This window comes from Pseudomonas sp. SST3 (assembly GCF_003325755.1).
In genome coordinates this window covers 16252-30226 of sequence record NZ_QORI02000009.1, presented here as the reverse complement: position 1 = coordinate 30226, position 13975 = coordinate 16252, and the positions used below count along the sequence as shown (strand labels likewise).

The window sequence follows — 13975 nt, the reverse complement described above, 5'->3', positions numbered from 1 at the left end:
GTTGAGGTGCGTTACAGCACTGGCGTCCAGATGACTGCGAGTAGGCCGGTGCGGCCCTGTTCGCGGTAACCATAAACGCTGTCCATGTCGGCGAAGGTGCGCTGGTACAGCGCTTGGTGGTAGTCCTTGTCCAGTACGTTCGCCAGCTTGGCCTCCCAACGCAGTTCAGGCGTGGCCTGCCAGCTGGTGCGCAGGTCCAGTACCGCATAACCCGGAATGGTGCTGCGCTCGGACTGGAAATTGGTGTTGACAGGGCCATCATCAAAGCGTTGGCTGAACGCCTGCCAGGTCGCACCGACGCCGATCGTGCCGAACTGGCGGTCCAGATCAAGGCTCAAGGTGCGCTTGGCACGACGTGGCAGCACCCGGTCGCTGTCCCGGTCGCGTGGATCGATGATGCTCAGTCCGAGATTGGCTTGCCAACCCAGCAGCTCACCGGCCGCGCTGGCCTCGAACCCGTTGATTCGAGCGTGGTTTATGTTTTCGATCTGACGACCGCCCCAAGCGATCATGTCTTCAACGTCGGTGCGGTAGAGCGATGCTTCGAGCAGCGTACCGTTGAAATCGGCGCGCCACTGCAGCTCGTAGGTCTTCGAGGTCTCCGGTTCCAGGTCCGGGTTGGGTCCCCAGGCCGGTGGTGCGTAGAGGTCGGTGAAGGTTGGCGCGCGAAAGCCTTCGCCATAGCTCAGTATCCATCGCTGCGATTGGCCGACTGGCAAGCTGAAGGCTGCGTTCCAGCTGTTGTGGCTGCCGAACTGCTGGTTGTCATCGTGGCGCAGGCCCAGCTCGGTACCGAAGTCGTCGCCCTGATAGCTGTGCTGGGCGAAGAAGGCGAGATTGTCGCGGCTGTCTTCCTGATAGGCCGTGGTGGTATCCAGGCGATCCTCGTACCAGTCGGTCCCGAGCGCTAGCTGCTGTTGTTCGGTGAGCGAGAAGCGGTTGACCCAGGCGGCCGAGTGGCGGGTGGTTTCCAGCAGGCTGTCGTTATAGGCCGAGTCCACCGCGCGGTTGCGGTCGAAGCTGCGACCCAGCTCCAAACGGCTGTTCCACGCATCGCTCAGTTGCCCGTCTAGATAGCCGCTATAGCTGCTGACTCGAAACTCGTCCTGAGGTGCGCCGGGGGCGAATTCGTAGGCGTCGTCGTACTCATTCTCGCCGCGCTGGTCGTTGAGGCTCAGGCCCGCCCTCCAGTTGGCGTCGAACTGGTGATCCAGCTTCAGGTGCAGCGCCTTGGTGCGCTGGCCATCGTCGTCGCGGTCGGCACCACGCTCGTCACGGGTGGCATCGAAACCCTCGCGCTCATCGAGGCTGGCCCCGAGGTGCACGCGGGTCTGCTGGGTACCGCCGGATAGGTTCAGGCTGCGTTGGAAGGCGTGGTCGCTGCCGGCGGCCAGGCGTACTTGCGGATTCAAGCCCGGCTCACCGCTGCGCGTGAAGATCTGGATGACGCCACCGATGGCATCGGCACCGTAAAGCGACGAGCGAGGACCGCGGATAACTTCGACGCGTTCGATATTGTCGATGGCCAGATAGTCGAGGCGGGCGAAGCCACTGGTCGAAGAAGCAATTCGCTGGCCATCGACCAGAACCAGCGTTTGCGCTGTACTGGTACCGCGCACGGATAGTTGAGGTACCCCGCCGGCGCTCGAAAAGCTGACGCCGGGTACTCGGCGAAGCAATTCAGGCACGCTACGTGCCTGTAGCCGCTCGATATCCGCACGGGAGAACACCGTATTGGCAGCGGTGGCCTGCGTGCGCGGTTCGGCTTGGCGGGCCGAGGTGACGAGCATGCTTGGCAGTTCATGGCTGGTATCGGCAGCAACGGCCTGTGCGCCGGGTAACAGCGCCACAGCCAGCGCGAGACGGGACATTTTCATCAGGAACAATCCTCAAAAGAACAGCGCTTTTGAGGAGGGCAGGAACAAGCGCGAGGACAGAGACAGACAGCCGCGCTTGACGGTGCTGCCCTCCGCAACACCAGTCGAATCCGCCAGGCCGGTCTCCGGGCTTTCGACACGCACCCTGCTCGCCTTCCCATGCAGGGCACAGTGGCGGTTGAGCAGGCGGTGATCCAAGGGATCACGGTCGATTACCGTTGCGGGGGCAGCGCCGGCCTTGCTCATCGAGCGCACCGGCTTCCCGTTTAATGCGGACCTTGCGGTCGTGCACACCTGGGCGGATCAGAAATCGCGGGAACCTTAAGGGCTGCTCGGGAGAAAAACAAGCAAAGCGCGTGGCGCCGGGAAAAAGTTTGCGCGAGGAGAGGCGTGACCAGGCGTAGCGGGAAGGAACGCCGACGCACTGGCAGGCACCCGTGTGCCGTCGTGATGTGACGGATTTGGTAATGCCGAGCAGGCGGGAGGCTGCGCTGAGTACAGGCGTACCCAGCGCAGCAGGGTGTCAGAGCTGAGCCAGCCGGGCGCGGATCGCCGCTTCGATACCGGTGGCATCGAGCCCGCATTCCTTGAGCATCTCGCTGGGCTTGGCGTGCTCGACGTAGTAGTCCGGCAGGCCCAGATGAAGGATCGGCTTCTGCAGATTTTCAGCGGCGAGGAACTCGCCGACGGCACTGCCGGCCCCGCCCATGATGCTGTTTTCCTCGATGGTCACCAGCAGTTCGTGGCTATCGGCCATTTGCCGCACCAGCGCCTCGTCCAGCGGCTTGACGAAGCGCATGTCGACCACGGTGGCGTCGAGTGTTTCGCCGACCTGTAGCGCTTCGGCCAGCTGCACGCCGAAAACCAGCAGAGCAACCGGTCGGCCGCTGCCGCTGCCACCCTTACGGCGCACCACGCCCTTGCCGATTTCCAGCGGCTCGAGGCCGGGCTCGATGATCGCGTTCGGCCCGGTGCCGCGCGGATAGCGTACCGCCGCCGGGCCTTCGAAGTGATAGCCGGTGGTGAGCATGCGGCGCATCTCGTTCTCATCGCTGGGCGTCATCACCAGCATGCCGGGGATGCAGCGCAGATAGGAAAGATCGAAGCTGCCGGCATGGGTCGGACCGTCTTCGCCGACCAAACCGGCGCGGTCGATGGCGAACAGCACGTCGAGGTTTTGTACCGCGACGTCATGGATCAACTGATCGTAGGCGCGCTGCAGAAATGTCGAATAGATCGCTACCACCGGCTTGGCACCTTCGCAGGCCATGCCGGCCGCCAGGGTCACGGCATGTTGCTCGGCGATGGCTACGTCGAAATAACGATCCGGATAACGCTCACTGAAGTCGATCAGGTCGGAGCCTTCCTTCATGGCCGGGGTGATGCCGGTCAGGCGCGGGTCGGCGGCGGCCATGTCGCACAACCATTGGCCAAAGACGTTCGAGTATTTCGGACCGCTGGGTTTCTTCGGCGTGACCGGACCGCCTACGGGTTCAAGTTTGCTGATGGCATGCCAGGTAATCGGATCGACTTCCGCCGGAGCGAATCCTTTGCCTTTCTTGGTCACTACATGCAGGAATTGCGGCCCGGGCAGATCGCGCATGTTGCGCAGGGTGGCGATCAACGTCGGAAGATCATGGCCGTCGATGGGCCCGATGTAGTTCCAGCCAAGCTCCTCGAACAGCGTGCCGGGCACCAGCATGCCCTTGGCATATTCCTCGGTACGGCGGGCGATTTCCCAGGCACCCGGCAGGCGTGACAGGACCTTCTTGCTCCCTTCGCGCATGCTCGAATAGGTGCGGCTGGAGAGAATTTTGGCCAAGTAGTTGGAGAGGCCGCCGACGTTGCGCGAGATCGACATGTCGTTGTCGTTGAGCACGACGAGCATGTCGGCGCCGACTTCAGGTGCATGATTCAGGGCCTCGAAGGCCATGCCGGCGGTGAGCGCGCCGTCGCCGATTACGGCGATGGACTTGCGCTTCTTGCCCTGCAGGCGAGCGGCGATGGCCATGCCCAGCGCGGCGCTGATGGAGGTGCTGGAGTGGCCGACGCCGAAGGTGTCGTAGTCGCTTTCACTGCGGCGTGGAAACGCGGCGAGGCCGTCCTTCTGGCGCAGGCTGCCCATCTGCTCGCGGCGCCCTGTGAGGATCTTGTGCGGATAGGCCTGATGGCCGACGTCCCACACCAGGCGATCCCTCGGCGTGTCGTAGATGTAGTGCAGGGCGATGGTCAGCTCGATCACGCCGAGTCCGGCGCCGAAGTGCCCTCCGGTCCGGCCGACGCTGTACAGCAGGTCCTGCCGCAGCTCGTTGGCGAGTTCTTCAAGTTCCGCTTCGCCCAGCCGGCGCAGCTGCTCGGGAGTGGCCGCGCGATCTAGGACGGGCGTCGCAGGGCGGACCCGAGGAATCTCATGGAACGTCTTGGGCATCGGGCGAATCGTTTTGGCTGAAAAAAGAGCCGCAGTTTACCCGATGGTTACAGCGAGAAGAATGACCCTGGCATCAACGGTCGTCGCCGCTGTTGTCAGCGGCACGGCTGCGCATTACCCGAGTTCAGCTGCGGCGTTCGACGATGAAGTGGGCCAATTGCCGCAAAGGTTCGGCAGGGGCACCGAAAGGCGCGATGGCTTCGAGCGCCGTATCCCGTAGTTCGTGCGCGTAGGACTTGGCTGCGTCCATGCCCAGAAGCGCCGGGTAGGTGGGTTTGTCGCGGGCGATATCGGCGCCCTGGTGCTTGCCCAGCGTGACGGTATCGCTCTCCACGTCGAGGATGTCGTCCTGCACTTGAAACGCCAGGCCGATGGCCTGCGCGTAGCGCTGCAAGGCGGCAAGCGTGCCGGCATCGGAGTGACCGCTGGCCAGGGCGCCGAGGCGCACGCTGGCTTCGATCAGCGCGCCGGTTTTGTGCCGGTGCATCAGCTCCAGCGCATTACGATCCAGTTTGCGGCCGACCGATCCGAGATCAATCGCCTGCCCGCCGACCATCCCGGCCGACCCGCCGCGCAGGTGAGGCTGGTGACCATTTCCAGGCGCAGCGCCGGGTCCTGTGGGTTGTGAGCCTCGGTCGCCAGCACTTCGAAGGCCAGGGTTTGCAAGCCGTCGCCGGCGAGGATCGCGCAGGCTTCGTCGAACGCCTTGTGAGTGGTCGGCTGGCCGCGGCGCAAGTCGTCGTCGTCCATGGCCGGCAGGTCGTCATGCACCAGCGAATAGGCATGGATCAGCTCGACGGCGCAGGCGGCGCCATCGGCCTGGGCGCTATCGCCCTTGAGCGCCTCGCAGGCGGCGTAAACCAGCAGTGGGCGCACGCGCTTGCCGCCGTTCATGACGCTGTAGCGCATGGCCTGGTAAAGGCGCTCGAGCTGTGGCCGTGGTGGGGTGAAGAGCGTATCGAGGCAGTTGTCGACACGTTGCTGGCAGCGCTGTTGGTAGTCGCCGATCATGCTTCCGGGTCCACCTCGAAGGGCGCTTCCTGCAGCTTGCCGTCACGCTCGAGCAGGATCTGAACCTTCTGCTCGGCCTGGCTGAGTGCGGCCTGACAATCGCGGGTCAGACCGATGCCCTGCTCGAAGCAGGTCAGCGAATCCTCCAGCGAGAGCTCGCCGCTTTCCAGACGCTCGACCAACTGTTGCAACTCGGCGAGGGATTGTTCGAAATCGAGGGCGACTTTCTTGCGGGCCATGGCGGAACCTGTTCTCTGCGGCTGCTCTGAAACGGGCGCGACACTAGCAGAGCTGGGCCGCATAAGCCATAAGCCGCCCGGGCTAGGGTCTGTTGATGTTTCGTCGCGATCCGCGTTGCTGCGCCAAATGACGCCAGGCAAGGCGCGGGACGCAGGTAATGGTTGTTCCCTTGCCAAGTCCCGCAACGCCGCATGGCGTCATTTGCCGCGCAACCCGAAGGGCCGGGCCTGCTTTAGCGCGGTGCGGCGTTATTCGTCGTTCATTTGGAATAACCAAACTTCTCTTCTCATGCCCTGCCCCGCGCAAAAACAGGCTACGGCGCGGACGCGAGCGAAACGTCAACAGACCCTTAGCGCAGCTCAGCGCCAGTATATGGCCTGGAAATAGTAGAGCGTCATGGTGCTGCCCACCACGATGACGAAGGTGCGCAGCCAAGTGGCTGGCAGCTTCTTGCTCAGCGCCCCTCCGGCATAACCACCAAGCGTGGTGCCAATCAGCAGAATAGCCAGTTCGTACAGGCTCACGCGTCCGGCAATGATGAAGGTGGCGGTGGCGACGCTGTAGATGACGGCTGAGATCAGGTTCTTCAGCGCGTTGGCACGGACCAGTTGGTGACCTTCGATGGAAAACGCTGCCAGTTGCAGAATGCCCATGCCGGCGCCGAAATAACCACCGTATATGGATACCAGGGCATGCGCCGCGAGCGATGCAGGCGCATGCGGCGGTACTGCACTCGCTTCCTTGCGGCGGGCCGCCAGCCAGCGACTCAGCCAGGGGCTGGCGGCGAACAGAGCGGTAGCGACGAGCAGCAGCCAGGGAATCAGCAGGCTGAACACGTCATCGCCACTGGCGAGCAGCAACAGGCCACCGAGCAGACCACCGACCAACCCGGCCAGCAGCAGCGGAACGAGATATCGACCCAGTGGGCGTAGCGCCGAGCGTGCCGCCCAAGCGCCGGCGAGGCTGGCGGGCCAGAGCGCCACGGCATTGGTCGCGTTGGCCGTGACGGGCGGCAGGCCGGTGGCCAGCAGCGCCGGAAACGAGAAGAAGGTGCCGCCTCCGGCCAGGGCATTCATGCCACCGGCAGCGAAACCGGCCGCGATGAGTAGCAGCATGTCGAACAGGGGCATCGGTGGGGCTCGCGGCAAAAAGACGCAGATTATCTCTGCCGTTGCGCTTCGCCAAGCGCGAGGAGATTAGGGCTCGCTCCGATGCCAGGGGCGCCACACAACCGATCCCGCCCCTCCAAGCAAACTGACCGCGGCTGTTTCGCGGCTCTAAACGCGGCGGGGCAGCGACATTTGTCGGGCGGAAAATGGCTATGTCACGCTCGCCTGCCTCGCCTGCCTCGCCTGCAGGTCCGCTAACGGTCGGAGGGCCGCCGGGCTTCGTCCAGTCGCGTGCTGGTCAGCTCGTTAAGGATGCCGCAGCCTTGCATTGGACGGTTGCCGGTGCAGCAGCTGCGTAATGCCTGTAGTTGCTGTTCCAGCGCGTGGAGACTTTCCAGGCGCGCGCGGACGCGTTCGAGCTGCTCGTCAATCAGCAGATTAATGTCGCCGCAGCTGGCATCCGGGTGGTTCGAGAATTCCAGCAGCCGGCGGATATCGGCCAATCCGATATCCAGCGCACGGCAGTGCCGGATAAACACCAACTGTGCCAGCTGCTGAGTCGAATAGGACCGGTAACCATTGGCGCCGCGCTCCGGGGCGGGCATCAAACCGACTTTTTCGTAATAGCGAATGGTTTCGATGTCCACGCCTGCCGCCGTGCTCAGCTCGCCGATGCGCATCATGGCTCCTTCTCGTCGTGACCGTTGGGCAAAACTTAGTGGGCTTGACCCTGGAGCTGCTCCAGGGTGTGCAATGGCTCCGAATATAGTTCAGGAGACACTCCATGTCCTCGAGATGTTGTGATTCGGGCTGTTCAACCCCCGCGGTCAGCCCGGGCTTTCGCAAGGCGTTATGGGTCGCGCTGGCGATCAATCTGGTCATGTTCCTGGTGGAAATCATCAGCGGATGGCGGTCCGGGTCGGTCTCGCTGCTGGCCGATGCCATCGACTTCGCTGGCGATGCCGCCAACTACGGGATCACCCTGACGGTGCTGTCCATGGGCCTTGTCTGGCGTTCGCGTGCGGCGCTGGTGAAGGGCTTGTCGATGCTCGCCTTCGGTGTATTCGTTCTGGCCCGGGCCGGCTGGTCCATCTACGTCGGCGTAGTGCCGGAGCCGCTGACCATGGGCGTCATTGGCGCACTGGCGCTGGTCGCCAATGTGATCGTGGCGCTGATGCTCTACGCGTTTCGCGAGGGTGACTCGAATATGCGTTCGGTCTGGCTCTGCAGCCGCAACGATGCCCTGGGCAATATCGCGGTCCTGGTCGCCGCGGCGGGGGTTTTCGGCACCGGTTCCGGCTGGCCGGACTTTCTCGTCGCGCTGATCATGGCGGGGCTGGCATTGTCCGCCGGTTACTCTGTGGTACGTCAGGCGCGGCAGGAGCTGCAAGCAGTTCGTTAACGACGCCGCTGGCGCTGATCAGCTGGCTATGGCCGCGACCAGTGCGATGACCAGTACTCCGATAACCACCAGGCCACCCGCGGCCAGTTTGCCTACCGTCTCGGCGCTCAGCCCCAGCGCTTTATCTTTCGCCTGCGCGCCAAAGCGCCCTTCGAGACGGTGCAGGCCCTCTACGGGATGGAACAGGTTGTCAGGCTGTTCATCAGCGGCCGGCGAATCGGTCATCTGTCCGCTCCAGGCCTGCTTGGCCATCATCCGATCGAGCAGGCCGGGCATGAACATGTTGCCGATAATCGCCTGGAAAGAAGCGCGTCCGAGCCACAGTTCGCGCGGCGCATCGGTTGCCGCGCGGACAATCGCGCGCGCAGCCACCTCCGGCGTATGGATCGGCGGGACCGGCTGCGGACGTTTCTGCATCTTGTTGCGCGACCAGTCGAACTGCGGCGTGTTGTGCGCCGGCAGCTGGACCATGGTCAAGCGTACTCGGCTGTTGGTATGAATAAGTTCGCAGCGCAGCGAATCGGTGAACCCGCGGATGGCGAACTTGGCGGCGCAGTAGGCCGATTGCAGCGGTATCGCCCGATAGGACAGCGCTGAGCCCACCTGGACGATGGTGCCGCGGTTGCGCGCTTCCATATGCCGCAGCGCCGCCAGCGTACCGTGAACGAAGCCCAGATAGGTCACTTCGGTCACCCGTTTGAATTCCGCCGCGCTGATCTTGTTCACCGGGCCGAATACCGTCGCCATCGCCGCGTTGACCCAGATCTCGATAGGCCCCAGCTCCGCTTCGATCCGATCGGCCGCCTGATCGATGGCATCGGCATCGGCCACATCCGCGGCGATCGCCAGGACTTTCGTGCCGGTCGCTTCCAGCTCGTTGCGAGTGTCTGCCAAGCCCTGCTCACCACGGGCAATCACGGCGACGCGATAACCGGCTTGGGCGAACGCGTGAGCCGTCGCGCGGCCTACGCCTGCGGTCCCGCCACAGATTACGGCGGTCAGTTCGCGGTCGGTCATGTGCGGACTCCTTTTCTGGTAGAGGCGATGACGACTATCGCAGCCGCGCGTTCCAGCTGGCATAGCGATGATGGATGGGGCCGCGCGGCAGACTCAAGCCGATCACCAGCGCGCCGGCAATCAGGCCACCCACGGTCGCGGCGAACCCTGCACCGTCGAGAAAGGCGGGTGACGCCAGCAACCAGGCACCGATCGGCAGGTTGAGAAAGCGCAGCGGCCGCGCCACCTCGGCACACGCCAGGACCGAGACGGTGAGCAGCAGCGAGCCCATCAGGTGATCGCTGTTGGCCATCGCACCGTCGGTGCCGAAGATCAGGCGGGTGAACATCAGCCAGACGCCAAGGACGCAGAGCAGTCCCAGGCTCCATGGCAAATTGACCCCACGAAGGCCCTTCAGGGTCATGGTCGACAGGGCTCCGTCGAACTCGGGCGTGTTGTCTTGACGTGCGCCTTCCATGGCATCGCCCTGCAGGAAAGTCTTCCAGAACGGTTTGCCGCGGCGGCGCGCGTCTTTGAGGAACTGTCCCATCGCGACCAGTTCATCCAGCGCGTAGGGCATCATCACCAGCATGGCCAGCGCCTGGATCAGACACAGGGTGCACCAGGTGTCGATGAAGATCGGCTGGGCGATAATGAAGAAGATGCTCACCGCACCCAGCGGCACCACGACCACGCCGAACGCGGCGACCATCCAGGGCATCGTCCGCCAGCGGCGCGCATCGCCCATCACCGCCATCAGCAACTCGATCATATAGGCCATGACGCCGACCCCGGCGTCGGACACCGGCCAGGCGCGCGACATGTCGGAGGTGATGATGGTTTCCGTGCCGTTGGGCTGGGTGCCGAAGAAGGGGTCCCAGGCATTCGAGGTATGACCGAGCTGGTAGGCGGCCAGATAACGCGCCAGCAAGATGCCGAGCAGCGCGAGAATCGCGATGGGTAGGCGCTGCAGCCAGGTCGAGGGGTTGTAATCCCAGCCCGGTGGAACTGCGGCCTTCTGCATCATCCCGGACATGCTCATGCCGGGCATCATCGGTACCAGTGTGGAAAAGGCAATCACCAGCCCGCCGACCAGTAGGGCATTACCATAGCTGGCTGGTGACGGCGTCCAGAACAGCAGCGGGGCGAACATCAGCCAGAGCCCCATGCCCGTATTGGCCCACAGTGCCCAGCTGATCCGTTTTAGCGAAAGGACCGAGAGCAGCACGATCAGGGCACCGCTGATGATGTCATTCCAGGTCATCAGCAGCGCGCGAGTGGCGACTTCCGGTAGATCGCGCTCCGAGGCCAGGCGGGCGAGATCCAGATCGGTGCTGGAAATGTTCGCGTAGCCAAAGATGAAGGGCGCGCTGAGCAGCCAAAAGCCAAGCAGGGCGTTAGCGAAATGGCACCACAGCGTGGCGAGATGACGGCGTTCCATCATCTTCATGTGCTCGTCCATGCCCATGTCCGAATGCATGGCCGACTGCCGCAAGTATTCCGCTTGATGCTCCATGAACTCCCCCGCTCGAAGTAATGGTTGCATGTCGCGTTCAGGCCGGGACGGGCATGTGCCTCCGACAACAAACCAGGCTGCTGGTCAGTTGACCGGGGGAGGCGGGGTGAGTTGCAGAAAATAGCGGGGACCGGAACACCGAAAACGATACCAGCCGCAGTCGCCGGCGTTCCTGATCTGCAGGAGGGCTGGCATGAGGGGGAGCTGCTATTCAGAGCAATCCGGTTCGACGGTAAAGGTCTTGGACGAGTCCACCAAGCCGAGATTCTCCAACGTACGGCGGCCAATGAGTACCGGATAGTTCATCTTGTCGCGATCATTGAGCGAGAATTGTTCTTCGTAGATATTGTTGCCCAGGCAAACCTTCATCAGCACCACAGGGCGCTCTTCGGCGCCGCCTGCACCGCGCACCTTGATATCCCGCACCAGCTCGCGTTCCAGACGCTTTTCGACCTTCTCTTCGGTATCGATGTCTTCCAGCTCTAGCGTGAAACGCACCCAGTCGTCGCCATCCTTCTCGAATAGATCGATGTCCTCGGCGTGCATCGAAGAGGTCAGCGCACCGGTATCGAGCTTGAACTTCACCGCGACTTTCTCTGGGAAGATCAGCCCTTCCTCGACCCAGCCGAACACCTTAGGCGAATCGGCCAAAGCTGGTGCGCTGCAGACGGCTAACAGCGTCGCCAGTCCAAAAACCTTGGGCAGGCTGGGGCTTGTCGAACGAAACATTTTCACCTCGAATCAGGAGTGCTACGGCAACCATAGAGTCGCCGGGGCTGAATACGTTCAGCAAAAGGCGGCGCTCGGCAGCGGTGCGAGGCGGCGATTCATTGCCGATGCGACGCCCAGGCGTGGGTCTGAATGGATGCCTAGCGCCGGCCGAGCAGCGGCACCACAACCCCCGATCCCGGACGGCCAAGCGTGTCGCTGATGGCTACGCTTAGCGAATGCTGCGTAAACGGTTTGGCCAGTGTGTGCAGCGGGCGAGCTTCCTCGGTGAGTTCCGCATAACCGCTGACCAACAGAACCGGCAGATCAGGTTTTTCAGCGTTGACGATCTTCGCCAGCTGGGTTCCGGTCATGCCTGGCATCATCTGATCGGTGATCAGGATATCGAAAGCCCCCTGACGGAGGAGGCCGAGCGTTGCCTCGCCACCGTCGGCAGGGGTGACCCGATGGCCCAGGTCCTTGAGAAGCTCGGCCGTATTGGCCAGCACCAGTGGATCATCGTCCACCACGAGAATCGACAGAGCGGGTACGGGTGCCATGATGGGCTCGTTCGCGATCTCCGGTTCCGGCGCTGTCGCCGGCGCGGCGATGCCCAGCGGTAGCCACAGCTCAACGGTCGTTCCCTTGTCCGGGGCGCTCTCGATCGCCAGTCGCCCTCCTGACTGTTCGGCCAGACCATGCGCCATCGAAAGGCCAAGGCCGGTGCCCTTGCCCGGTCCCTTGGTAGTAAAGAAGGGTTCGGTTGCGCGCGCGAGTGTCTCCGGACTCATGCCTATGCCGTCGTCGCGTACGATCAGGGCGACATACTCCTGCGTCGGCTGATGCGCTGATGAGCGCAGCTGGCCTTCTATGCAGATCGTGCCACCCGCCGGCATCGCGTCTCGTGCGTTGACCACCAGATTGATCAGCACCATTTCGAGCTGATTCGCGTCGACGTACGCAGGCGGCAGGCTAAGAGGGAATCTCGTTTCGATGTTGATGTTGATCTCCACCGAACGTTGCAGCAGTGCCCGCATGTTCAGCACCACGTTCTGTAGCACGACGGAGCTCGGTTTCAGCTCCTGTTTGCGGGCAAAAGCCAGCATGCGTTGGACCAGACCTGAGCCGCGTTGCGTCGCCTGCAGCGCGTTCTCGATCAGGTTCCCGACACGGGCCGTGTCGTTCGGCAGTCGCTTGCGCAGCAGCTCGAGATTTCCACCGACCACCGCCAGCAGGTTGTTGAAGTCATGAGCGATGCCGCCGGTCAGCTTGCCGATCGCCTCCATCTTCTGCGCCTGGCGGAGCGCGGCTTCGGCGTTCCGGCGCTCGGTGATGTTCACCAGGCCACCGATGATGAGCGCACCGCGCGCGGTCTGCTCGAGACGGGTGGAGGCCAGCACATCGATGAATGCGCCAGCCCTGGCTACCAATCGGTATTCGGCGTTGAGGCATTCTCCGGTTTCGAGCAACACCGGCCAATCCTTGCCGAGCATCTGGCGCGCGGAGCGTTCGGTCATAAAGTTGATCAGCGGCCGACCAAGCACGTCCTCCCGGCGATAGCCCATCAGCACGAGCCAGGCATCGCTGACCGATTCCAGCCGGCCTTCTTCGTCCAACGAATGCAGAGGCAGCGGCGTCTTGCTATAGAGCTCGCGGAACCGCTCTTCGCTCTGGCGCAATGCTGCCGCTTCCCGCTCGCCGAGGATCGCCATGCGCCGGTCGTGCATCGAGGCAGCAAGGCCGAAGAACAACACGATGAAGGTCGAGCCAGCGACCGATAACGCCAACGTCAGCAGGTCCAGACCGCTGCCGGGCGGTGCGGGCATCGCATCGTCCAGCGGGGTGAAACGCGCACCCGCCATGGCGGTGTAGTGCATGCCGGCTACGGCAAACCCCATCGCGACGGCAGAGATGGCCTGCAGCGATAATCGCCGGCCCCGGGCGGATAGCCAGAGCGCCACGGTTGCCGCCCCGATGGCAATAAGAATGGAGATGACTACCCACGGCGGGTCATAGGACAGTTCGGCATGCATCGTCATGGCGGCCATGCCCATGTAATGCATCGCGCCAATCCCCAGGCCCATGAACAAACCGCCAATACCGAGCGTCTTGCGGCCCAGGCCGCGAATGCCAACCGCAAAAAAACTGATCGCCGTCACCGCAATCGGCACGGCCAGCGACCAGAGGGTAAGACTCAGATCGTATTGGATCTCCATGCCGGGCATGCCGAACGCGAGCATGCCGACGAAATGCATCGACCAGATGCTGCCGCCCATGCATACCGCTGCCGCGCAAAGCCAGACGTGTCGCATCCAGCCCACCGATGCGCGCGAACGGCTGGCCAGATCGAGGGCCGTAAAGGAGCCAGCAATGGCGATCAGGATAGACAGGCTCACCAGTGCGGTGTTGTAGGTGGTAGGCATCGTCGGATCCGTTCAGATATTCGGACTATCGCTCTATCTATTAGGGCAGACACCTGCAAGTCCTGCCAGTTACACCGCTCGCCTGCGCATTGACTGCCGGTTTACGGAACAGCCATTCAACCCAGGCCGGCGCCAAGCCGCGTGCGCGCTTCAGTAAACGTCACCTCTTGGCCAAAAAAACGGCCCGAGACCGGCCTCGACGCGCTGATGTTCAGAGACCTTGCGACTTTTAAACGGATAGGCGCAAAGCACTTGGTGCGAAACC

The 13975-nt window shown here is 63.1% G+C and carries 11 protein-coding genes, 1 pseudogene and 1 riboswitch; of the genes and pseudogenes, 1 reads left to right on the top strand and 11 read right to left on the bottom strand.

The window, feature by feature from the left end; all coding sequences use genetic code 11:
- Positions 1 to 11 precede the first annotated feature (11 nt).
- From DQ405_RS10940 to DQ405_RS10915, 7 genes and pseudogenes are all read right to left on the bottom strand, one after another.
- Positions 12 to 1877, bottom strand: coding sequence for a TonB-dependent receptor domain-containing protein (locus DQ405_RS10940; RefSeq protein WP_168424252.1), 1866 nt, complete (start codon positions 1875 to 1877; stop codon positions 12 to 14).
- Between the two features lie 12 nt (positions 1878 to 1889).
- Entirely contained in the window at positions 1890 to 2021 is a 132-nt protein-coding gene (locus DQ405_RS28540) for a hypothetical protein (protein WP_446730876.1), read from the bottom strand.
- Positions 1977 to 2190, bottom strand: a riboswitch (cobalamin riboswitch). Its footprint overlaps the gene before it by 45 nt.
- Positions 2191 to 2400: 210 nt before the next feature.
- Positions 2401 to 4305, bottom strand: coding sequence for a 1-deoxy-D-xylulose-5-phosphate synthase (gene dxs, locus DQ405_RS10935; RefSeq protein WP_168424251.1), 1905 nt, complete (start codon positions 4303 to 4305; stop codon positions 2401 to 2403).
- Positions 4306 to 4429: 124 nt separating this feature from the next.
- Positions 4430 to 5316 (bottom strand): annotated as a pseudogene (gene ispA / locus DQ405_RS10930) ((2E,6E)-farnesyl diphosphate synthase).
- Complete coding sequence (locus DQ405_RS10925) at positions 5313 to 5555, bottom strand: exodeoxyribonuclease VII small subunit (protein WP_102837024.1); 243 nt, start codon at positions 5553 to 5555, stop codon at positions 5313 to 5315. The pseudogene ispA and the gene DQ405_RS10925 overlap by 4 nt, the downstream one beginning before the upstream one ends.
- Before the next feature lie 360 nt (positions 5556 to 5915).
- Entirely contained in the window at positions 5916 to 6686 is a 771-nt protein-coding gene (locus DQ405_RS10920) for a sulfite exporter TauE/SafE family protein (RefSeq protein WP_168424250.1), read from the bottom strand.
- Positions 6687 to 6919: 233 nt separating this feature from the next.
- Positions 6920 to 7348 (bottom strand): Cd(II)/Pb(II)-responsive transcriptional regulator, encoded by a 429-nt coding sequence (locus tag DQ405_RS10915; RefSeq protein ID WP_241729938.1) that lies wholly within the window; start codon positions 7346 to 7348, stop codon positions 6920 to 6922.
- A gap of 101 nt (positions 7349 to 7449) precedes the next feature.
- Between DQ405_RS10915 and DQ405_RS10910 the strand changes: the two genes are divergently transcribed.
- The gene (locus DQ405_RS10910) at positions 7450 to 8067 is read left to right on the top strand and encodes a cation transporter (RefSeq protein ID WP_168424249.1); all 618 of its coding nucleotides are present in this window, start codon (positions 7450 to 7452) and stop codon (positions 8065 to 8067) included.
- 18 nt (positions 8068 to 8085) lie between these two features.
- Here DQ405_RS10910 and DQ405_RS10905 read toward each other — a convergent pair whose 3' ends face one another.
- The 4 genes from DQ405_RS10905 to DQ405_RS10890 form a co-directional block, all read right to left on the bottom strand.
- Positions 8086 to 9084 carry an SDR family oxidoreductase gene (locus DQ405_RS10905; RefSeq protein ID WP_168424248.1) on the bottom strand — a complete coding sequence of 333 codons (999 nt, stop codon included), beginning with the start codon at positions 9082 to 9084 and terminating at the stop codon, positions 8086 to 8088.
- A 34-nt stretch (positions 9085 to 9118) separates the two neighbouring features.
- The gene (locus DQ405_RS10900) at positions 9119 to 10609 is read right to left on the bottom strand and encodes a vitamin K epoxide reductase family protein (RefSeq protein ID WP_241729936.1); all 1491 of its coding nucleotides are present in this window, start codon (positions 10607 to 10609) and stop codon (positions 9119 to 9121) included.
- A 177-nt stretch (positions 10610 to 10786) separates the two neighbouring features.
- Complete coding sequence (gene rloA3 / locus DQ405_RS10895) at positions 10787 to 11308, bottom strand: retropepsin-like aspartic peptidase RloA3 (RefSeq protein ID WP_168424247.1); 522 nt, start codon at positions 11306 to 11308, stop codon at positions 10787 to 10789.
- A gap of 140 nt (positions 11309 to 11448) precedes the next feature.
- Positions 11449 to 13710, bottom strand: a complete 2262-nt coding sequence (locus DQ405_RS10890; RefSeq protein ID WP_168424246.1) for an MHYT domain-containing protein — start codon at positions 13708 to 13710, stop codon at positions 11449 to 11451.
- Positions 13711 to 13975 lie beyond the last annotated feature (265 nt).

What these genes read in the sequence shown, in the direction of transcription:
- DQ405_RS10900 (WP_241729936.1), bottom strand. Translation starts at nt 10,609, where the DNA reads ATGCAACCATTACTTCGAGCGGGGGAGTTCATGGAGCATCAAGCGGAA.
- DQ405_RS10925 (WP_102837024.1), bottom strand. Translation starts at nt 5,555, where the DNA reads ATGGCCCGCAAGAAAGTCGCCCTCGATTTCGAACAATCCCTCGCCGAG.
- DQ405_RS10920 (WP_168424250.1), bottom strand. Translation starts at nt 6,686, where the DNA reads ATGCCCCTGTTCGACATGCTGCTACTCATCGCGGCCGGTTTCGCTGCC.
- rloA3 (WP_168424247.1), bottom strand. Translation starts at nt 11,308, where the DNA reads ATGTTTCGTTCGACAAGCCCCAGCCTGCCCAAGGTTTTTGGACTGGCG.
- DQ405_RS10940 (WP_168424252.1), bottom strand. Translation starts at nt 1,877, where the DNA reads ATGAAAATGTCCCGTCTCGCGCTGGCTGTGGCGCTGTTACCCGGCGCA.
- DQ405_RS10915 (WP_241729938.1), bottom strand. Translation starts at nt 7,348, where the DNA reads ATGATGCGCATCGGCGAGCTGAGCACGGCGGCAGGCGTGGACATCGAA.
- dxs (WP_168424251.1), bottom strand. Translation starts at nt 4,305, where the DNA reads ATGCCCAAGACGTTCCATGAGATTCCTCGGGTCCGCCCTGCGACGCCC.
- DQ405_RS10910 (WP_168424249.1), top strand. Translation starts at nt 7,450, where the DNA reads ATGTCCTCGAGATGTTGTGATTCGGGCTGTTCAACCCCCGCGGTCAGC.
- DQ405_RS10905 (WP_168424248.1), bottom strand. Translation starts at nt 9,084, where the DNA reads ATGACCGACCGCGAACTGACCGCCGTAATCTGTGGCGGGACCGCAGGC.
- DQ405_RS10890 (WP_168424246.1), bottom strand. Translation starts at nt 13,710, where the DNA reads ATGCCTACCACCTACAACACCGCACTGGTGAGCCTGTCTATCCTGATC.